The sequence below is a fragment of the uncultured Photobacterium sp. genome, from assembly GCF_947502415.1.
Taxonomy (GTDB): domain Bacteria; phylum Pseudomonadota; class Gammaproteobacteria; order Enterobacterales; family Vibrionaceae; genus Photobacterium.
Genome location: NZ_CANMZV010000001.1, coordinates 525,665 through 546,575 on the forward strand (window position 1 = coordinate 525,665; position 20,911 = coordinate 546,575).

At 44.6% G+C, this 20,911-nt stretch carries 18 protein-coding genes and 1 pseudogene; 7 read left to right on the forward strand and 12 right to left on the reverse strand.

What is annotated here, in order from left to right:
• Positions 1-2: 2 nt before the first annotated feature.
• Together Q0852_RS02380 and Q0852_RS02385 are read left to right on the forward strand one after the other, a co-directional pair.
• Positions 3-812, forward strand: a complete 810-nt coding sequence (locus Q0852_RS02380; protein ID WP_299013403.1) for a transporter substrate-binding domain-containing protein — start codon at positions 3-5, stop codon at positions 810-812.
• Positions 813-839: 27 nt separating this feature from the next.
• On the forward strand, positions 840-1,730 hold the full coding sequence (locus Q0852_RS02385; protein WP_299013444.1) for an amino acid ABC transporter permease: 891 nt from the start codon (positions 840-842) through the stop codon (positions 1,728-1,730).
• A gap of 48 nt (positions 1,731-1,778) precedes the next feature.
• Here the strand turns inward: Q0852_RS02385 and Q0852_RS02390 are convergent, their stop codons facing one another.
• Genes Q0852_RS02390 through Q0852_RS02400 form a run of 3 tightly spaced genes read right to left on the reverse strand, consistent with a single transcriptional unit; the run spans position 1,779 to position 4,116 of the window.
• Positions 1,779-3,263 (reverse strand): cobyric acid synthase, encoded by a 1,485-nt coding sequence (locus tag Q0852_RS02390; RefSeq protein ID WP_299013404.1) that lies wholly within the window; start codon positions 3,261-3,263, stop codon positions 1,779-1,781.
• 10 nt (positions 3,264-3,273) lie between these two features.
• On the reverse strand, positions 3,274-3,897 hold the full coding sequence (locus Q0852_RS02395) for a histidine phosphatase family protein (protein WP_299013405.1): 624 nt from the start codon (positions 3,895-3,897) through the stop codon (positions 3,274-3,276).
• Between the two features lie 60 nt (positions 3,898-3,957).
• Positions 3,958-4,116, reverse strand: a complete 159-nt coding sequence (locus Q0852_RS02400) for a bifunctional adenosylcobinamide kinase/adenosylcobinamide-phosphate guanylyltransferase (RefSeq protein WP_299013407.1) — start codon at positions 4,114-4,116, stop codon at positions 3,958-3,960.
• A gap of 335 nt (positions 4,117-4,451) precedes the next feature.
• On the opposite strand from Q0852_RS02400, the gene Q0852_RS02405 reads away from it, so the two are divergent.
• Positions 4,452-4,820, forward strand: a complete 369-nt coding sequence (locus tag Q0852_RS02405; RefSeq protein ID WP_299013446.1) for a YgiW/YdeI family stress tolerance OB fold protein — start codon at positions 4,452-4,454, stop codon at positions 4,818-4,820.
• A gap of 187 nt (positions 4,821-5,007) precedes the next feature.
• Complete coding sequence (locus Q0852_RS02410) at positions 5,008-5,808, forward strand: alpha/beta hydrolase (RefSeq protein ID WP_299013448.1); 801 nt, start codon at positions 5,008-5,010, stop codon at positions 5,806-5,808.
• Between the two features lie 80 nt (positions 5,809-5,888).
• Here Q0852_RS02410 and Q0852_RS02415 read toward each other — a convergent pair whose 3' ends face one another.
• The 4 genes from Q0852_RS02415 to Q0852_RS02430 form a co-directional block, all read right to left on the reverse strand.
• Positions 5,889-6,701, reverse strand: coding sequence for an alpha/beta fold hydrolase (locus Q0852_RS02415; protein WP_299013408.1), 813 nt, complete (start codon positions 6,699-6,701; stop codon positions 5,889-5,891).
• A gap of 118 nt (positions 6,702-6,819) precedes the next feature.
• Positions 6,820-8,163: an MATE family efflux transporter gene (locus Q0852_RS02420; protein ID WP_299013410.1), complete on the reverse strand. Its 1,344-nt coding sequence runs from the start codon at positions 8,161-8,163 to the stop codon at positions 6,820-6,822.
• Positions 8,164-8,173: 10 nt separating this feature from the next.
• Positions 8,174-8,752: a nucleoside triphosphate pyrophosphohydrolase family protein gene (locus tag Q0852_RS02425; RefSeq protein ID WP_299013411.1), complete on the reverse strand. Its 579-nt coding sequence runs from the start codon at positions 8,750-8,752 to the stop codon at positions 8,174-8,176.
• A 97-nt stretch (positions 8,753-8,849) separates the two neighbouring features.
• Positions 8,850-9,206: a YibL family ribosome-associated protein gene (locus tag Q0852_RS02430; RefSeq protein WP_299013413.1), complete on the reverse strand. Its 357-nt coding sequence runs from the start codon at positions 9,204-9,206 to the stop codon at positions 8,850-8,852.
• Between the two features lie 852 nt (positions 9,207-10,058).
• On the opposite strand from Q0852_RS02430, the gene Q0852_RS02435 reads away from it, so the two are divergent.
• Positions 10,059-11,351 (forward strand): DEAD/DEAH box helicase, encoded by a 1,293-nt coding sequence (locus Q0852_RS02435; protein WP_299013415.1) that lies wholly within the window; start codon positions 10,059-10,061, stop codon positions 11,349-11,351.
• 63 nt (positions 11,352-11,414) lie between these two features.
• Here Q0852_RS02435 and Q0852_RS02440 read toward each other — a convergent pair whose 3' ends face one another.
• Both Q0852_RS02440 and Q0852_RS02445 read right to left on the reverse strand, forming a co-directional pair.
• Complete coding sequence (locus tag Q0852_RS02440) at positions 11,415-12,257, reverse strand: PfkB family carbohydrate kinase (RefSeq protein WP_299013417.1); 843 nt, start codon at positions 12,255-12,257, stop codon at positions 11,415-11,417.
• Positions 12,258-12,505: 248 nt separating this feature from the next.
• On the reverse strand, positions 12,506-14,356 hold the full coding sequence (locus Q0852_RS02445) for a beta-ketoacyl synthase (RefSeq protein ID WP_299013419.1): 1,851 nt from the start codon (positions 14,354-14,356) through the stop codon (positions 12,506-12,508).
• Between the two features lie 119 nt (positions 14,357-14,475).
• Between Q0852_RS02445 and Q0852_RS02450 the strand changes: the two genes are divergently transcribed.
• Together Q0852_RS02450 and Q0852_RS02455 are read left to right on the forward strand one after the other, a co-directional pair.
• On the forward strand, positions 14,476-15,453 hold the full coding sequence (locus Q0852_RS02450; RefSeq protein ID WP_299013421.1) for a GlxA family transcriptional regulator: 978 nt from the start codon (positions 14,476-14,478) through the stop codon (positions 15,451-15,453).
• A 118-nt stretch (positions 15,454-15,571) separates the two neighbouring features.
• The gene (locus Q0852_RS02455; protein ID WP_299013423.1) at positions 15,572-16,090 is read left to right on the forward strand and encodes a hypothetical protein; all 519 of its coding nucleotides are present in this window, start codon (positions 15,572-15,574) and stop codon (positions 16,088-16,090) included.
• 94 nt (positions 16,091-16,184) lie between these two features.
• Here Q0852_RS02455 and Q0852_RS02460 read toward each other — a convergent pair whose 3' ends face one another.
• From Q0852_RS02460 to Q0852_RS02470, 3 genes and pseudogenes are all read right to left on the reverse strand, one after another.
• On the reverse strand, positions 16,185-16,466 hold the full coding sequence (locus Q0852_RS02460; protein ID WP_299013424.1) for a hypothetical protein: 282 nt from the start codon (positions 16,464-16,466) through the stop codon (positions 16,185-16,187).
• 165 nt (positions 16,467-16,631) lie between these two features.
• Complete coding sequence (gene pulA / locus Q0852_RS02465) at positions 16,632-20,669, reverse strand: pullulanase-type alpha-1,6-glucosidase (protein ID WP_299013425.1); 4,038 nt, start codon at positions 20,667-20,669, stop codon at positions 16,632-16,634.
• Between the two features lie 73 nt (positions 20,670-20,742).
• A pseudogene (locus tag Q0852_RS02470) lies at positions 20,743-20,911 on the reverse strand (IS982 family transposase); the annotation flags it as partial.

A 20,911-nucleotide genomic window follows, 5' to 3' on the forward strand; every position in this document is an offset into this window, starting at 1 on the left:
GCATGAAGCGCCTGTTAACAATATGCTTGGCTGTATTTACATTAATCATGGGCTCATCGGCTCTTGCTGCTGATAAAACAGCCCTTACTGAAATCAAAGAGCGCGGTACATTACGCGTTGGACTATCGACCTTTGTCCCTTGGGCTATGCGAGACAAGCAAGGAGAACTCATTGGTTTTGAAGTCGACGTTGCCCGTCGGCTGGCCAAAGATGCCGGCTTGAGAGTCGAATTTATCCCGACAGCATGGGACGGTATTATTCCCGCTCTGCTTGCCAATAAATTCGATGTTATTATCGGTGGTATGTCAATCACACCAACTCGAAATATGAGCGTTTTGTTTACGGCTCCTTACGCCCATTCAGGTGTCCAGCTTGCTGCCCACAAAGAAAAGTCGGCAGAAAAGACAAACATTGAAGATTACAATAAGCGCAGCGTTACTCTGGCTGTCCGTCGCGGAGCCTTCACGGTACAAACAGCAAAAAAATATTTCCCGAAAGCAAAACTTCGCCAGTTCGATGACGATGCGCAGGCTTTCCAGGAAGTCTTAAATGGTAATGCTCATGCTGTTCTTGCGTCATCACCTAAACCTGAACAGATGTCTATTCAATACAATGACAAACTGTATATCCCGCTAACTGAACGCCTCAGCCGTGGCTCAGAAGCCTTTGCTATTCGTCATGGTGAATTTGACCTGCTTAACTTCTTCAACAACTGGATCCTGCTTCGCACCGAAGACGGCTGGTTGAAAGAGCGCCACGACTACTGGTTCACAACACTGGACTGGCAAAAACAAATTTCAAAAGGACAATAAGTCTTGTCGCAAAGTCACACACAAACAATGCCGGGTAAAATAGTCCCGGCATTCTCCCGCTTTAATAAACTTGATCTGCTGTTGGTTGTCATTATCTGCGGCTTTCTCGGCTGGTTAACATTCCACTCCTCTGCCGGTATTCATTACCAATGGAACTGGGACAAAGCCTTAGAACTTATCTTTACGAATGGTAAACAAAGCGAGCTTCCCTATTTCTTCCAGGGCTTTATTACCACCATACGCCTGAGCTTCTGGGGAATGATATTCGCTGCAATTCTAGGTGTACTACTCGGTTTAGCCCGTCGTTCACCTATCACTGCACTGCGCCTACCTGCGCAGGCTTATATCCAACTTGTCCGTAACATTCCACCGCTGGTTTTTGTGTTTATCTTTTACTTCTTTATCTCAAACCAGCTGGTACCAGCTTTAGGGCTTGAAGAAGTACTACGTCATAGCAACACCGATATTAATGGCCTACAGGCTTTCTTGTTTGGCCCTTCCCGCTTATGGGAAAATCTTTTTTCCGGCGTATTGTGTGTTGGGTTAATTGCGGCGGCCTATATTGCTGAAATCGTTCGCTCCGGCATTGATGCTATCGCAAAAGGACAATGGGAAGCAGCGGATTCCCTGGGGCTATCGCGTTGGGATCGCTTCCGCTACGTTATTTTTCCGCAGGCTTTGGCAGGTACCGTTCCGCCTCTGGCTGGCCAGTTTATCTCACTGGTCAAAGACTCTTCGATTATCTCATTAATATCGATTCAAGAACTGACTTTTGTCGGCAGTGAAATTGCCAATTCTTCCGGTCTGATTTTTGAAATATGGCTGCTTGTTGGTGTCGGTTACCTTTTCCTCTGCCTTGGGCTATCTCTACTATTTAGCCGGCTTGAAAAATATAGCCAAAAGCACCTTCAGCGCTAATCCCCAAATGAAACGCAAAAACGGCTCAAAATGAGCCGTTATCTTTCACTAAATATTTAAATCAAACTTCCCGGCCCATTCAGGCCATAGTTTATAAAGATCCATATGCTGTTCTATCGCATCAGCGACACGGTCGATTCCTCTTTCCCGCATCACGTCAAAGTCCGGTGTCTGGATTGCCTCTAAACCAGCCCAGCACAAAATAGCATCACACGCTTCTCTCTGCTCAAAAATACCGTGTAGATAGGTTCCAAATACCTGGTTTTCAATTCCAAGTTGTCCATCCGGTACGCCATCTAAATGTAACGGCGCATCAGCTCTAACGCCTTCAGTAACACCAGCATGGATCTCATACCCCCGAACAGGCACTTCACTTTGTTCGGGAAACTTGAGCACTCCTGTTACTTGTTTTAGCTGCTTCTCCGGAACCAATACGGTTGATGTCTGAAGATAATCTAAACCTTGGCTTTCTCCTGCCTCACCTTCAATGCCGTCAGGATCAGCAATGGTTTCACCTAACATCTGATAACCGCCGCAGATCCCCATCAGCTTTCCCCCCAATCGGATATGACGGGCAATTTGTTTATCCCATCCCTGTTCGCACAAAAATGCCAAATCACTTCGGACACTCTTAGTTCCGGGAATAATGATCAAATCTGCAGGAGGAAGCGATTGCCCTTTACTAACAAATTGCAGGTTGACCTGTGGATGCATACGTAATGGGTCAAAATCGGTATGATTACTCACCCGAGTCAGGACAGGAATCACAACGTTTAATTGCTCACCTACAGCTTCTACCTGCTGAACATTAATCGCATCTTCTGCTTCCAGCATCAAACCATGGAGATAAGGCAGCACACCTAATACCGGCTTACCGGTTTTCTCTTCCAGCCAGTCCAAGCCTGATTCCAGCAACTTGATATCACCGCGGAACCGGTTAATCACAAAACCTTTCACGCGTGCCTGCTCGGACTCAGAAAGTAACGCCAATGTGCCATAGAGGTGAGCAAATACGCCTCCACGATCAATATCAGCAACGATGATCACAGGAATGTCTGCCTTCTCGGCAAACCCCATATTAGCAACATCGTTTTCCCGTAAGTTGATCTCAGCCGGACTGCCGGCACCTTCCACAATCACAGTCTGATATTCCTGCTGCAAAACAGAAAAAGACTCCATGATAGGACCCATCACCACTTTCTTATAATTGTGATACCCGACCGCATCCATATCAGCCAAAGCCTTCCCCTGCACAATAACTTGTGCGCCGATATCCGTATTTGGCTTTAATAACACTGGGTTCATATGCACGGTAGGCTCAACTCTGCAAGCCTGTGCCTGTACTGCCTGAGCTCTGCCGATTTCGCCTCCATCTCGTGTTACCGCACTATTTAATGCCATATTTTGAGATTTAAAAGGCGCAACTTTGATTCCCGTCCTCGCCAATACCCGACACAGCCCGGCAGTTAATACGCTCTTCCCCGCATCAGATGTCGTTCCCTGCACCATGAGGGCTTCAATTGTTGATTGCATTTTCTTCTCGTCAAAATTGCTGCTGCACCGGCCATTGGAGCTGTGGCCAATGCACACCATTTTTATCATGAAAAACCGTGACACGGTAACGCGCCGCGTAAGGTAAATCGAGACGGTGTAAATAACCGGCATTTTCAGGCATATCTAGCAAAATACGCAGTAATTGCTTCATGACTCCCGCATGTGTCACAAGTAAAACACGCTTGCCACTATTTTGATGAAGTAAATCTTGCCAAGCCTGTTGAATGCGTGAATCGAACTCACGCAGTGTTTCGCCACCATGAGGATTGGATAGCCAGGGGTTCTGCCAATATTGATGAAGCGTATCACCATAAGTCTCCCACAACATGTCGCGACTCTGGCCATCCCAATGACCGAAATTCATCTCTTGCCAATATTCAAGCGGCTCAATAGGTAATGAAAAACGACACGCAAATTGTTCAGCAAACTCACGACAACGCGACAATGGAGAAGTCAGTACCTTTTCAATATCCGCTAATCCGTCAACAGCAAGCCACATCTGCTCCATACCCTTCGTCGTAATAGGAAAATCGGTATGGCCCCGCAAACATCCATCCCCTTCAGGCAACCCATGACGAAGAAGGTCAATACGTGTCGTTGTAGTCTGAACCATGCTCAATCCCTCTCTTCGTTTATAGTGTGGAGCCTTTCAAAACCTGAGGTATTCCCGCTGTCACAAAGATGACCCTATCCACCTGTTTGCAATAGCTTGATGCAGCCAGCCACTTTCATCAACAAACTGACGGGATATTTCCCCCATAGGCACAGCTCCCTGCTCGACTTCATTACTCACCATAATAATACGTCCTGGAGCCTCTGAAAGTGCGGCCAAAAAATCCTGCTTGCTCTCTTGCCTGGATATTGCCTTTTCTTCGCAATCAAACAGTGAATCAACAAGTAGTTATCTGGGTGACTATGTTTACGGATAACCTCAGCCATTGTATGAGAGTCTTCAGGGTTTCCCAATCGATAACTCATTATAATTACACTCTAATTTTACTTATCAGGCACCAAACAGTAACCATAAATATCAAGTTGTAGCCAGCAATTCACAACGATGATTATGCACTTTTTATAATATGAACGAATTCTGAATACTTAACTCATCATTAGTTCAGAACAACTGTCGTTTAATAGAACCATCAACACAGAGGAGACCAACTCATGATTAAAAAAACTATCATTGCTATCGCAACCATTGCCGTAATGGCCCCTACTATGGCTCTTGCTAACGAACACGACAACAACAATGCTATTTCTTATTCCGGCCCGGTAGATACCATCACCGTGGCTGAACTGCTAGAAAACACCAGCATGTTCACAGAGCGTAATGCAATTGTTGAAGGCAAACTTATCAAACAAATCGATGCTGAAACCTTTATCTTCAGTGACGGTACAAAAGAGATCCAAATCGAACTTGATGACGATATACGCATGCCGCAGACTATCGATGCAACCACAAAACTACGTTTATTTGGAGAGTACGAAGGCGGCACAACGCCTGAGATTGAAGTTGACCGTCTACAGCTACTATAAGCATCTATTTCAGCCAGCCCAATCCAAGGCCCCGAGCTCAGGGGCTTTCTTTCCCTAAGGTGTGTTCCTAGTCATCCGATGACATCTCAATTTTTATTGATGGAGCCTAAATCCATAAAAAGTCATGTTAAACTCCGGTTCAGCCGCTGATTGTTAACTTATCAGCAGTCTAAATTTAGAGGTCATGATGTCAGATAAGTTGTTGTTCCATAAAACCTACCTCCATCCTTCGAGTCAAGAATGGGTGGTATTTGTACACGGAGCAGGAGGCAGCTCCTCTATCTGGTTTAAACAACTTAAAGCCTACAAAGAACATTTCAATCTACTGTTACTCGATCTTCGAGGACATGGCCGCTCTAACAACATGTTCCAGGACATGATCAAAAGTCCCTATACTTTCAAAACTGTCACCGCTGATATTCTTGAAGTGCTCAATCATCTCAAGATCCAATCAGCACATTTTGTCGGTATCTCGCTAGGCACCATTATTATCCGCAATTTAGCCGAGCTCGCCCCTCAGCGCGTCAGAACGATGGTGCTAGGCGGGGCTGTTACCAGGCTGGATGCCAAATCACAGGTCCTGGTACAATTGGGCAACCTATGCAAACACATCATTCCCTACATGTGGCTCTACGGCCTATTTGCTTACATCGTGATGCCACAAGAAGCACAAAAAGAATCGCGGAGCCTGTTTATCCGCGAAGCAAAAAAGCTTTGCCAAAATGAATTCAAACGCTGGTTTAAACTCGCCGCAGATGTAAACCCGTTAATGAAATATTTTAAAGAGAAAGATCTCGCTATACCGACTCTCTACCTGATGGGTAGTAATGACTATATGTTCATCAAGCCAGTAAAAGAAATGGTCAACAAACATCAACATAGCTACCTGACTGAATTCGAGAACTGCGGCCACGTTTGTAATGTCGAGCGCCCAGATGAATTCAACCAACACTCCATCCAATTTATCCAGCAACACCAGGCTTTCTGAGAATTTTCTCTCCGAATAACAAAACAAAAACAGCTGGCCATTATGGCCAGCTGTTTAATATCTCAGCGACATCTAAGAAATTAGATAGATTTTTCCATAAACTCAATCAGCTTATTAGTAACTACCTCAGGCTGCTCCAGGTTACTGATGTGACCCGCCTTCGGAATCACAACATATTCGCTGCCATCTATCGCATCATGCATCAACTGTGCTTCTAAAGGTGGGCGCGGCATATCTTCGACACCAACCATAATTAAAGTCGGCAACGTCAGCTTTTCAATATCTTCGAAAGTATCTCGTCGGCCAAACACCATGCGACCAATTCGTGTTACATCTACCGCTCGTTCACCTTTCAGGTTCTCAAGGAATTCTCGGAAATTAGCAACAAGCTCCGGATTATCCTGAACCGCGTTTTTGGCGAAGAACATCGGCGTGATCACATCAACCAGCGGTGCAGGAACAGCCTGTTGCTCGGCAATTGTATCCAGCATCCCGAAATACTTAGCATGGGTAACTTCTGGTTCATAACCTATAAAAGTATCCATCATCACCAGAGCCTTAACTCGCGCAGGTACTTTAAGAGCCAACTCCGCCGCCCACATACCACCGACTGACAGGCCGATCACTGAAAATTCTTCTATATTAAGGTGATCGAGCAATGCCAGAATATCATCCGCATAATCACGTAACGAACGGGTCTTTTCCGGAGCAGCATCAGACTGACCGTGAGCCCATAAATCAGGCACAATACAACGGTAATGCTGGCTCAGCACTTCAATCTGTGGTGCCCACATTGTGTGATCCCACAAATAGCTATGACCCAAAACGAGTACAGGCCCTTCACCTTTATCCAGGTAGTTCATAACCTTTGAGTCGATAGTAAATGTACCCATTTGTTCCGGTTCCTTTTCTATTTTATATTCGGACAGCATAATACCAATCGGTATCTAGTCCTCAAATACAAATTCGCCCGGTAATACCAAACTGAATAATAACCGGGCGAAACTAAAACTAGCGATATTTCACAGCAATTTGCCTGATCCCCTGTCGATACAGACACCAGGCAACCATTCCTGCTGCAATATTACCGAGCATTGCACCAATAAACAGCCCTTGCAAACCAGCAAGCTGCGTCCCTATCCATATAACAGGCAAGAAGCAAACGAATAGCCGCAAACCTGAAATCAACAGTGCTCTCATCGAAAGAGCCAACGCATTGCAGATAGAAACCATCAGCATACATACACCCAGAGGGCCTAAACTTAGCGGAACCCAACTAAGATGAACGGACAATACATCGCGAACTGATGCTTCGCTGGAAAGCAGCTCTGTCAGGAAAGGTGCCGTCACAAATAGCACTACCGCGATCACAAGCTGCCACATCAGCACAAATTTCACAGCCAGATTAATCAGAGCTTCTATTTTTCTGATGTCTTTCGAACCCAGCAACCTACCGACCATCGGAGGCATTGACATTGTCAGTGCCAAAATCACCACAATCGAGAAAAATTCTAAGCGAGATCCCAATGCCCAAGCCGCTACCGTCGCCGCACCAAAACCGGCAACCAGCTTTGTTGCCAACATCGAAGACAACGGCGGTAACAATTGGCTCAGCATTGCCGGAGCCATAATATTGAGCAGCTCTTTTACCGATTTAACGACATCCAAACCATGCCAGTCAAAACTCATCCAATGTCGTTTAATCACTGACGGATATACGACCAGGATACCGATAGCAAAAGCCGTTACGGTTGCCCATGCAGCCCCGACAAGCCCCATATCAAACGTAAAGATATAAAGTGGGTCCAGCACCATATTCATCAGGCTGGTTACCATCATCATACTACCGGGAAGCATGGTATTACCGTTCGCCCGGCATAGACTGTAAGCAAAATAAAGCATGGCGCCAGACCATGAGCTTACCAGCCAAACCGGCCAATAGCTGTCAATAACAGGTAGTACTTCATCCGGCGCGCTCAGTAAACTGAGGATAGGTGCTCGTAAAAACCAGATGCACAGGCAAATTAAAAACACACTAGCGGCGCCGGTCAATACCACCAGCCCACCAAGCTGTTTGGCTCGCAAAACCTGCTCGGCACCTAATACTCTCGATATCAATGAGGTAGTCGCAATGCCCAAGCCAACTTGCAGGCCGATAATGACCATTTGCATCGGCAAGGTAAAACCCTGAGCAGCCAATGGCAAAACCCCTAGTTGACCGATAAATGCACTATCAACAAGTTGAAAACTCATTAACGAGAACACACCAAACAACATCGGCCATGTCATAGTGAATAGTTGGCGACCAAGCTCTGGATAAGCCTCGCGGGAATTTTCCAAGATCTGAGAATCCATCAACCTGTTCTTATCGAATAACGAGTTTTACCAAATTCGCGGGACGGTAATAAACAGACTTCAATACCTTACCCTGGCGAATGCTCTTTCCTTCCAAATCGACATCCTTTGCACATTTGGCAATGATGTACTCACCTTTTTGGCTTCCTACAATCTCAACACCCTGACTAGCATAGTGCGACTCTGTATCAGCATACTCCTGCTCATTACGGCACACTTTGCTCATGTTGCTCGAATGCACTTCATTCCAGCACGACACAAAATCAATCTCCAAGCGCTGGGCAATTTGTAACAGTAAGTCAATCAGGTAGCTAATACCCAGATTTGCTTCAACCTGCTTGTCACCAAGGTGAACAAGTCGTCCCATCAGAACGTAAACAGAATCAACAATCGCATCAGCTTGTTCCACCAATGAATCAGCTTCTGCCAACTCTGTCAGCTCTTCAACGGCCAGAGACGTATGAAGCGCATCATTTTTTTCATTCAACGTCGATGGGTTTTCAATGTCCAAATCAAAGGTTGTACGAAATTCATGAATATCACGGTAAAGAAGGTCAAATAATGGCTGTTCCAGAACGGCAAGCTTCATTCAGCGATTCCTTTTACATAATAAATAGAGAGAAACACAAAAAAAATCAGCGCCAGCAGGAACACTACAAGCACTGATCATATTGTTTAAAACAGGCTTAAAACGCCTTTGGCGCAAAACCGCTCACTTCTTTAATACCCATTTCACGGCCAAGCGCCGTCATTGGGTGCACCACTACCAGGCCTTTAACTGACTTTTTTAGTTTACCCATATCAGCCTGCTCGGTTTTAGTCAGAGCACGATTAAACGGCAGAGAACTAACATCGCTCCCTTTCTTACTTACCTGGCGCTTCTGCTGAGCTTTTGCTTTATTGATTTTCTTAGTGAGCGTTTCAATCTCTTGCTGAGCCTGGCCGGAAATTGCCTTGTCACCACGCTCCTGCGCTCCAGCCAGTTTACGACGTAACTTGTCTAAACGATTGTTCATCTGCTGAAGGTCTTGTTTTAAATTCATGTTGCTACCTTAAAAATACACTTACACAACTTCACACATCACTGGTGCGCCTCACCAGTAAAAAGTTGTCCAACGGACAGTATATAACAGGATACCTTCACTTTTCATCGCCAAGTGAAAAGAAGTTCAGTATTCCCAACAAGATAAAACGCCCAATTGCATGACAGTGTCACTAACGTTATGTACTCGCCTCTAAAACAACATCTTACAACACATTCCTTTTACACATAAACCTAGGATTATTAAGATAATTTCCTTTTAAAATAGTGTATTTTTTATTTATATGCGAGCAATGTCACAGAAACAACACTAAAACTAACTATACTTTGCCGCTCAATTGGCTAAGGTTAATCAATTTCGTTATGTGCGAAAATTGCAAAACTAAAACAAAAACAAAAACATACCGAGTAAAACGAAACTTTCTGGAACGAGCTATCACACATAGAAACCACCAGAAATACAAATGTGCTGGTTGCGACCAACACTTTTACATCAAAATCGGTTCGCAGACTGTTCCCCAATAACAGCAGCGATAAAAAATATACAAGGCCACTGCAACGTGGCCTTATTTCATTCATATTCCCGCTTTAAGCTCTCCGATAAACTGACCTTCTTATCTTTGATTGGACTTGATTTGGATATCTCTGCAATCAACCGCCTTGTATCTATGCGCTTTTTCTTTAAATTTCATATATAGCTATGTAACTACAAGGTGAAATAGTAACTTCTATATTTAAAAATGAACAAATATCGGCCAAACACATAAATTTGTCGCCACAGCGGGTCATTATTCCTCTATAATCGGCGACCGTATTTTTGGTCAGGCTCTGCCGTCTGCTTTAGGAACAAAGAATGTCATTTTCATCACAAAGCTTTTCTCAGGAAATTGTGCGTGCTCTTACCGAGTGCGGCTACGAGAAATTAACGCCAATCCAGCAGCAAGCGATTCCACATGCTCGTCGCGGTCACGATATTCTTGCGAATGCGCAAACAGGTACCGGCAAAACGGCTGCCTTCGCTTTGCCTATCATTCAGAAAATTTGTGACAATCCGAAGCCACGCAGCCGCTTCAATGTCCGTGCATTGATCCTTGCTCCAACTCGTGAGCTGGCCGCACAGATTGCCAAAAATATCGAAGACTACACCAAGTACGTTTCCATCAATGTCGCCGCTATCTATGGTGGTACCAAGATGGCTTCCCAAGAGAAGAAACTTGAACAGGGGCTAGATATCCTTGTTGCAACTCCGGGACGTCTGATTGAGCACATGGAACTAAACAACGTTTCTCTGGCTAACCTTGAATTTCTTGTCTTCGATGAAGCAGACCGCATGCTGGATATGGGCTTTATTGCCGATATTAAAACAATCATGAGTGATATCCGCTCACAACCTCAGACTATGCTGTTCTCTGCCACTTTCTCGACCCAGATGAACAAACTTGCCAATGAAATCCTTCGCAAGCCAAAACGTATTTCAGTAAGCCCGGAAAATGCGACTGCAGATACTGTTGCTCACGTAGTTTATCCTGTAGATGATGATCGTAAGCGCGAATTGCTATCTGAACTTATCGGCAAGAAAAACTGGCAGCAAGTACTGGTTTTCGTTAACTACAAAGAAACAGCCAACGAGCTTGTCAAAGAATTGAAGCTTGACGGCATCAAAGCGGTACTGTGCCATGGTGACAAAGCACAAAGTGCCCGCCGCCGTGCTTTGGATGAATTTAAGGAAGGTAAAGCTCGCGTAATGGTTGCAACAGAAGTTGCAGCACGTGGCCTAGACATCCAGGGACTACCGCATGTTGTTAACTATGATATGCCTTTCCTGGCTGAAGACTATGTTCACCGTATTGGCCGAACTGGTCGTGCCGGACAAAAAGGCCATGCTGTTTCTTTCGTAAGCCGCGAAGAAGAGCTGACTCTGGTACAAGTGGAAAACCTCATCCAACAGCGCATCCGCCGTATCCAGCTTGCAGGTTATGAGCCAGCCAACCGTGATGCTCTTTTACAAAAAATGCATACCAAACCTGCATTTAAAAACCGTGGTGGCCGTCAGAATAACCCAACAGATCAGTCTGATGCTGAGCGTCGTCTGCGCCTTCGCCGAGCAATCAAAAACAAGGCAAAAATCACTAAGCTGAAGAAGTAATTTCAGTAACTCTATAAAAAGCGCAGGTAAATTTACCTGCGCTTTTTTTATCCGGAGACTAGTTCAAACAGACATCAAGTATTGCTTTAGTGCCTCACCCGGTATTGAGCTTTCCGTTGCAACTGCAAATGAAGCCCATCGAGCTCCCTCTGCCATTGCATCCTGGATTGAGAGCTGATTAACAAGCCCATTTATCAAGCCTGACGCAAAAGCGTCACCAGCTCCCGTGGTGTCTACCACATGAGAAGTAACGGCTGGAACAGAAAAAAAACCTCCAGCAGTATAAGCTGTCGCCCCTTCCGCGCCATCGGTAACAACAAAATAGCGCAGCTGATCACCGGCAATCGTCACACCGTACTCCCAGACAGACAATTCACTTCGACCTTCAAGATCTGACTTAGATGTAATCAACACATGACATGGCCTTGAGCGTTCATCTTTGGCCAATTGCGCAACGACCAGCGTTTTATCCAAGGCTGCTTCCGCCCATAGCTCACAACCAATAGCAGAAGAGTTTATATACAGTGCATCCCACCGGATAAAATCAGGTGGCGTGCCTAATTTAAACTTAAGCCGCTCAGGTCGAATAATTGTCCTTTCACCATCCGGCGTCATAATCAACAACAATTCTGGCGTCCCCACATCATTACGGTGTAACAACCCGCAATTCAAGCCATGTAAACTTGCTTCTGCCAATAACCAGTCTGCGGTTTCATCACTGCCAACCTGACTTACCAATGCCACGTTATGGCCAGCCCATACCAAACCTAAACCTGTATTGGCTCCCCCGCCACCAAGACGACGACCGCTATCCTTATAATGATGACGGCCTCCTGTCGTCAATGGTTTATCAAGCAATAAAACCCGATCACAGTTCAGGTTGGCAATTAACATAATATTTGCCAAGTGAAACCTCCCTAGCCTGGTTAACTTTGTAATTATTTATCATTCTTTCAAAGAGCATGATGAGGCTATTCAACCGAAAATATGCGCAGCTTACTTTCATTTAATACTGATATCCAATCGAATAAACTTCTATTTTGCTTATCCCGATTGGTATAAAACATAGTCTTATTACAAATAAAAAAGCGTGAGGTGGTTAAATTAACCACCTCACGCTTACTCAAATGCTTTAAGAATGCTATCGCCTATAGTTAACTATAATCGGCGTAAGGATTCACTTGAGGTAATGCAATAGCATGCTCAAATTCCGACAACTTAATAACATCCTGAGTCATTGCTACTGAACCATCATCCATCACACTTTCACCGAAATGATAACGGATTGTTTCCACTCCATTACAAGCGGCTTTATCGTTCTTTTTAGCAACAACTCTAACTTTTTCATTCTTGTCATGGTAAGCCAGCATCGTCTTCTCACCATACTTGTTGCTCAGCATCGTCATGGTCTGTGCTGGTGACAACACCAAACCTGTTGCATTATTACCACCAAAACCTTTGGCATTTAGGAGAACGGCTTTGTAATCTTCTCCTTGCTCGCCGGCAAAGGCGTGTTCAGTCAAAATATTCAGGTTCGACTGATGAACATCATCGGCAATATGGTCTATCGTCTTAATACCTGGGATCCAGCCATATTGCCATACACCCAGAGAGGCGATGAGCTGATCTCCTGCCGCAGCACCCATAGAGTGACCAACGTAAGACTTAATGGCAGTTACAGGCCAATTATCAATTGAGAAAGTCTTGGCAACTTCATTCAAAATATGGCTTTCCGTAATACGGTTTTGCGGTGTTCCCGTGCCATGAGCCTGAACATAAGTCCGCTTCACACCCTCTTCGCCAAGAATAGCTTTTGCCAGTGCTGTTGCCTTCGCCATGGTGACGTAATTGCCAACACCCGGCGCAGAAATAGATTTCTTGTTCGCGTCAGCATTCACAAAAACGTCAGCAACCGAACCATAGACAGTCACACCAAGTTTTAGCGCTAATTCATCATCCATCAGCACCACAAACTGTGATGACTCTGACATCGTAAAACCAGCGTTTTCAGAAAATGGACGACATGCGCGGCGGTTATCCACCACATCACTATTATCAAGCGCCTTCAGCTGCTCATCTTCAGCCAAAGCTCCCATCACACGGAAGCCTTCCATGATCTCAGCAACTACTGGCGCTTCAGCATTACCGACGACCACAACTTTCGATTTACCATGCTGGATGTCATACATTCCCTGACGCAGGTTGTACAGGAAAGTCGCACATGCCCCCATGTTGGTACCGGTTGTACCAACACTGTTGATCACGTAACCATTAACAAAATCTGCCGGCATTTCTGCCAAAGATAATGCCATCATTTTTGAACTGACCCGCCCGCCAGTTAACGGTGCAGCCAGCATTCCTGACAACGACTGGTCGTCAACCTGAGCCAAAGCACTGCCAGCATACACCGACACTTCGTCAGGCTTAATATGCTTCATGACTTCAGACCAATCCACTCCTAACGAATTCAACGCATCCGATGCTCCATAGACAGTGAGTTTAAGACCTCGAGGGTGAAAGCGAGAATTGTATAGCTTACCCGGGTCAAAACCTGCAGGAATATTGCCGCCACTGCTGACCGGAAACGATACCCGATCTTCCAATAATGCATCCAATGCTCCGTTAACGGTGATTTTCACCTTGCTGCCTTGCTCTTCGACCGTCCAGTTATCAGGGATCATCGTCGGTAGTTTTGACTTACGGAGCGTAAAAGCAATCTGCTCGCTATCCGTACTGAAACTTGCTTTATACTGATAAAGCAGGTTGTCAGGGTCAAAAGAATCAATACGCCGCACCAAAGTACCAGCTTTAATTGCTTCAATAAGTTCAGGATCTAGATCATCACTGTTAGCCAAGCCCATGCGGTTTGCGAGATCTTGCCAAGTGGCCTCCATCTCGCCATCAGACAATACATCAGAAACCATACGCTTATAACTATGAAACCCAGAGCTACGACCAGCAGCGTTAATTCCACCAAATCCAACAATTAACGGTAACTTTGTCATCCTAAACCTATCTTATTTATTGCAGTGGGTATAGGTTACCAATTTACACTGTTCAATCACCTTGCATATATGCCAAAATCACTGCCAATCAGGCCACATTAATGTAAGTGATTCAAACTATGAAAGTTGCTTTCGCACTCTACCACCGAGCATTAATCACTGGTATATCGCTAGCCGCCGAGATGCTAAGCAGTGCTGCCAGCCTACGCCCACGTCAACAACAAAAAAAGGCTCCATTTGAAATCAAGCTGGTTGCCCCTAGCACTGAGCCACCAGAAGTACCTGCAGGCCTCAAACTGCAACCGGACATCACATTTCAAAATCAACAGGCATTCGACATCATCATTTTGCCTCCGATGTGGGGAAACCCTCTGGTAACTCTTCGCCAATCTCCGGAAATTATTCCGTGGTTAATAAAGCAATATCAGCAAGGTGCAAAGTTGGTTGCTACCGGCACAGGAGTAATTTGGCTTGCCGAAACCGGCCTGCTTGATAATCAAGTCGCAACAACACATTGGTATTACTATGACAAATTTGCAGCTCGCTATCCCAACATCAGACTAAACCGACAAGCATCAATTACCGCCGCGAACGGGCTTTTTTGTACAGGCAGTATCAACTCTCAATCCGAAATGATCCTCTACCTGATCGCTGAGAGCTTCGGTCAAAAAACAGCCAACATTATTGAAACTCACTTTGGCCATGAAATTTCAAAATCCACCCAACAGCCGTTTTACCAAATCGGCGGACAAGTACAGTTTGATGAATCTATAGCCTTGGCTCAGGACTGGGTAAAACGCAACCTGTCAAAAACGATAACCGCACAAAGCATTGCTGATCATTGCGGACTACCGCTACGTAGTTTTAATCGCAAATTTAAAGATCAGGTTGGAGAGTCACCACACCAATACCTGCAAAAAGTCAGGATGGAAGCGGCACAGCAGTTGCTCCGGGACTTTGGCATGTCCGTACAGGATGTTGCCGAGCAAGTGGGATACAAAGATGCCTACCACTTTTCTACCCGATTCCAGCAACAGTTCAGTATGACTCCAAGCCAGTACCGACGAATGGTCAAAGCTAAAATTTACAACCCATAAGTTATGGGTATTTCGTTTTCCATTAATAATTATTCAATCTGTTTATGAAATGATACACATAGCAACAACCATCATTCACTATTATTTTGTTTAATCTTCAAGGATGGAAATATGTTGTATGTCTTATTTCACTTTATTGTTTTGGTTTATCAATGCGTTTTTTGCTCTCTTTTGCGCACCACTACTGGCTGCTTTACACCCAACCAGTGCAACAGATATTAACGATAAACAGTGCAGGCTGGATGTCTTCCACCTTTTCAAAAATGATCAAAAGCAGTACGAAAGCAAGCTGCAATTAGCCATGATCACCGACAAGCTCCATCGGCAACGATACATTGCCATTAAAGCAGATATCAATCACCCATCCGGGTTTGAGAATATTAGCTACTACCGTTCAGGCCAACCGATAGAAATTTTTACCGCAAACTGGCGAAAAAATGGCAACAAACACAGCGTAACGCGATTGGTCATGCTCGGAGGTGCCAGCGACAAGCAGGCTTTTGATGTGTTTACCAAGCTGGTTGAACAAGATAACGGACACTTCGAAATCAAAACGTCAGGTAACCGTTATCGCTTCAATGCAGAAAAGCAAGATTTAACGGATTTTTTCAGCTGTATACAACAACGTGAAAAGTAGCTTTTTTAAAATAAATGTCTTAAACAGAAAAGCGCCAGAAGTACTCTCTACTGGCGCTTTCCTTAAAACTTAAATATCACAATGTATGCATGACCTATAACTGGGTAGCATGACGGAACGAATGTGATTGCGGCTCTTTCTTAGACCTGTCTGTAATATCATCATACTCGCCATCAATCACCGTTCTTGTTGGATTACTGGCCTTCGCATGTCCTTGCTGTTTAATCACTTCCTCATATACAGCTGCCACTTTTTTCTTAATAAATGGCCGTGCGATTAAAGCCGAAATCCCGACAAACAGCCCCATTACGGCTGCCAGTATTAAGGTGAAAAAGCCGATAATAAGTGCAACGACACTCGCAACAAAATTTTTCATAACGTGCCTCTTTCATCTATTGATATTTTCATCTCTTTGGCTTGCATTCTACCCAAACAAAAATGAATCAATCATGAACGAAGGAACAATAAAGCCGAAGCTAATGCTTCGGCTTTATTGGGACCCCATGTAAAGGTCGCTACTTCTAACTTCAATCAGAGGGGGTTATTGGCATTGCTCAAATTTTAACATGCCCTGTTTATTGTCTTTCGCACTAAATGTCAGCTTCACACTGTAAGTAGCGGCTGTCAGGTCAATCGTATTGTTACTGCCATCTCCTTGAACAACCGGGTACTCAATACTCTCATTCAGCTTATCAGCATCAGTAACTGTATATTGTGTTTTCCAATCTTCATCTGCAATTTTAAATCCGATGCCTTTGATTGCAGTGTTCAAAGAAAAATACGCCTGGTAAACATTGTTACCTTTGTATTTCAACTGATACGCGTCCTGAGCTTCCCATCCAGAGTGACTACCTTTCATAAACAGCTTTGTTGCGCCTAGCGGGGCTGCCTCCGAGCTATCTGCAAGTTTAGAGCACTTTGTAATATCAATTTCTTTTACCAATACCACACTTACAGTCGGTTTCTTCGCATCAACAGAAGCATCCAGAGTAAAGCGATACAGTCCTTTAACTGCTGCGGTAAAACCAATGTTGCCACTGTTTTCTACCAATGGCAGCGAACCTGTACCTAACTCTATTTTCTCCATACCAAAGTCAGTTTCATCACTCCACTTAGCATCTGCAACCTTAAATACCTGGTCACCTTTACCAAGCGCCATTTGAAGGCTGTAGACTCCATTTGCGAACGTCATCGCATTTGTATCGCCCCAGTCATTGTTAATACCTTTCAAATAAAGTTCAGTATCACCAAAAGTTGGCAAATTAGAAGTATCTTTTTTACCAACAGGCAGCCCATTACCCTGCAAGCCAGCTTGTTTTTTGACAAAGACTGCCGTTGTCAGCGCCGGAACCGTAAACTTTTCTTCCGCAAAAGATGAACCCTGGACCACATCATCAACACCATTGGCCTGCATCTCATGCAGTTTGAAATCACTCGCTCCCGCTACAGTCATCGTCTGAGAATTAACCGTAGCATTTAGCACAGCCACAACCGCATCGTAATTCGGATCCAGATCCTCCAACCCAATGCCATCATCAATGGACATTACGATAACACCCGGAACCTGCTCTTTACCGGTGTTATGAAAATCTACACGCTGATTGATCTGGTCTGCAGTATCAAGACGGAATAGCTTGCTTGTTGTGCGCACTTTCAACAACTCTTTGAACTGCTGATCAGCAAAGAGTAAATCTTCACGGTGCGGTTTCTGGACATTATCAATCGCTAACTTAATATACGGATAGTTTGTTCCGTCCTTATCCCAGCGCGGCAAACCGACATTCCAGTTATTCGTCAGATCCTGATTATCTAAATCAAAATCAACCTTGTTAAACCAATCACCAGAGTTATAACTATCACGCTGCATTGACTTAGAACGCAGTAACGATACACCAAGCTGGAAGAACGGTACCCCTTGTGCCAATAGCACTGTACTGTTAGCCACATTCTGAGTGCGGATGCGTTCATCCAATGACGCTTTTTTGTCGATCTTGTACTGGTTGATATCCCACAAAGTCTGATTATCATGCTTGGAAATATAGTTGACAGTTTCTTCCGGGTTGTCCGCATATCCTGCGCGCTGATCACCATACTTAATATCCTGACCACGCTTAGTTTCACCGTTTTGATCTACCAACAAATAGTTTTTCAGGTTAGCAGCCATACCCAGGCGAACCAAGTCAGTCAATCGATTGAGTTCTTTAACTTCCTTTGCATCGTTATAAACTGGGCCGGCATTGGCAAAACCTTTGCGGGTTGTCATTGTCTCGCCACTATCGCTATAAACGGTACCACGAACAGAATCACGCAAACGGTCACTAAATGTACCGTAATGGGTTCCGGCCATATTCCACTGGGAGCCATTCACACCAAGACGGTTTTTCTCTGTTTCACCGTAATCCCAAGCTTCCATGTAGAAATAACTCGTCGGGTTTTGCTCATGAACTTTATCCCTAGCCTTTAGCATGTTCGACTTCATATGGAAGCCAGCCAAATCAAAGCGGTAGGAATCAATCTTATAATCACGCGTCCACATCGCCAGTGAATCAATCATGACTTTTTCCATCATGGTATGCTCGGTTGCTGTATTATCACAGCAAGTTGACCGCTCAACGACCCCAGACACTTCATTCAGGCGATGATAGTAACCCGGCACAAGTTTATCTAGCACCGATTGTTCAGCCAGCCCGGATGCATTAGTGTGGTTATATACCATATCCATAACCACCTTCAGCCCCATATTATGGAGCGCCTGTACCATTTCACGGAACTCCCGGATCCGGGTTGTTCCTTCAGCATCAGTCGAGGTACTACCTTCCGGCGCATTGTAGTGATATGGGTCGTAACCCCAGTTGAATGAGTCAAAGTCACGGATATCATTCATCAGCGCCTGTGCAGAATCTGATTTTGGGTCAAAACTTTCCAGCAGTGATTTTAGTGTCTGGTTATGATCGACACTCTTGCAGACACCCGCTGTCGCATTCAATTTGCAAAGATCGCCAACTTTGTTATTCAGATCGATGCGCTTAGCCGGATCTTCGTTAACCGTACCGATATCAAACGTCGGCGTCAGATGAATGTAGCTCAGGCCCGACTCGACCATGCTTTTCAGGTGCTTAACACTTTCACGCTCTTCTTCAGTAAATGCCATATATTTACCGTTATATTTAGGCGTACCATATGTATCATTAACACTGAAATCACGAATGTGAACCTCATAGAGTGACGCATCTGTCGATTTAGCATCAGGGTCAAACTTATAGTCGTTCCAACCATCGGGTACCAGCTCAGGATCGTTCATATTAACAACCTGCGAGAAATGGCTGTTGGTTGAGAAACTCTGCCCATACGGGTCAGTTGTCTCAAACAACTCAATATCATCACTGACCGGATGGTAAACCTTGACGCGATAACGATAATAGCTGCCTGAAACAACATCCTTCGGACTCACCTTATAGACTCCGTCACCATCTTGATCGAGCATTTGCTGAGGATAACCTTCGGCCATTACCGGATTATCTATGTCGCTGATATCTTTATAAACTAGTAATTCCACACTTTGTGCCGTTGGCGCCCACACCGCAAAAGTTACATTCCCGGCTTCATCAACCACGGCGCCAAGTGTTTCCAGATCTGCATTCCGATCTTCTTCGCTAGCTTTACCACCGGTATAAAGCGCATCAAGAACACCTGGAATTTGAACCTTGGTGATCATCATTGGCTTACCAGCAGCATCACGCGCCACAGCGATCAACTGCCCTTTCAAAATATCGCGCTTAAAATCAGTATCTCCTGAGATATCAAATGCCGTCCAACCTTTTAACAGCGGGAACTTTTCACCCGTGGTTTTGCTAACGGTACCATCAGACAGCTTAATTGCTGTTCCGCCAGAAAGTTTCTGAGTTTCATCATCAAACTTGATATTGGCTGTTTGGGAATAATACAACTCTACTGATGTTGCCTGTTTTGCTTCACCCCAAACCAAAGTATCCTCATCAATCCAATGCGCGGAGGCCCCTTTCAAAGTGACAGGAACAAGGTCATTGGGATTATCTAGAATTGATGTGTAATCAACAGGCACAAACGCCTGACGATCCTTGATTGTTGAAAAATCAATCTTTAAGCTTGGCGACTGGCTTCCATCGGAAGTACGAATAATAAAATTAACGCAATCACTTTCAGCCTGACTCTTCAGTGGCAGCATCCAATAATAACCAATACCGTCGTGACCAGTGGCAGGTAAACCACCTTTAGCCCAATCAAGATCTGCCTGCTTAGTTCTGAAACCAGTAATTTTCCCACCATCTAATGCACTACACTCACCGTTATTCCAAATATGTAGCGTTTTTTCACCGTTATCAGCAGCCTTAGCAACAACAGAACTAACTGGATCCATCGCATAAATCACAACTTCCATATCGTTTGGATACGTGCCTTGATTCGGAATTGGAGTTGGCTCAACTTTTACTGAATCTGAATCCGACGAATTACAACCGACTAATAAAAAAGAAGTGACTAATGCCATTGTGCATATTCTAGGCATTGTTGATAATGCCAGACTACTGAGCTTATTACTCATTATGTTCTTTCCTTGCTAATTGAATAATTATTATGGTGAATAAAACATCTAACCTAATTAACCTCAGATCGGTTTAAGCCATCGCCATCAAACCAGTTTTTTCTGTGCTGGTTATATTAAGCGATGGCTTTTCTGGTTTTAAGCAGTAGGCAATCAAGCCACCGAGTAAATTCAACATAAAACCGTGAAGACTACGGTGCCGAGAATGTTCTATTTGGGAGATATTTTTCAACTGGTCGTTG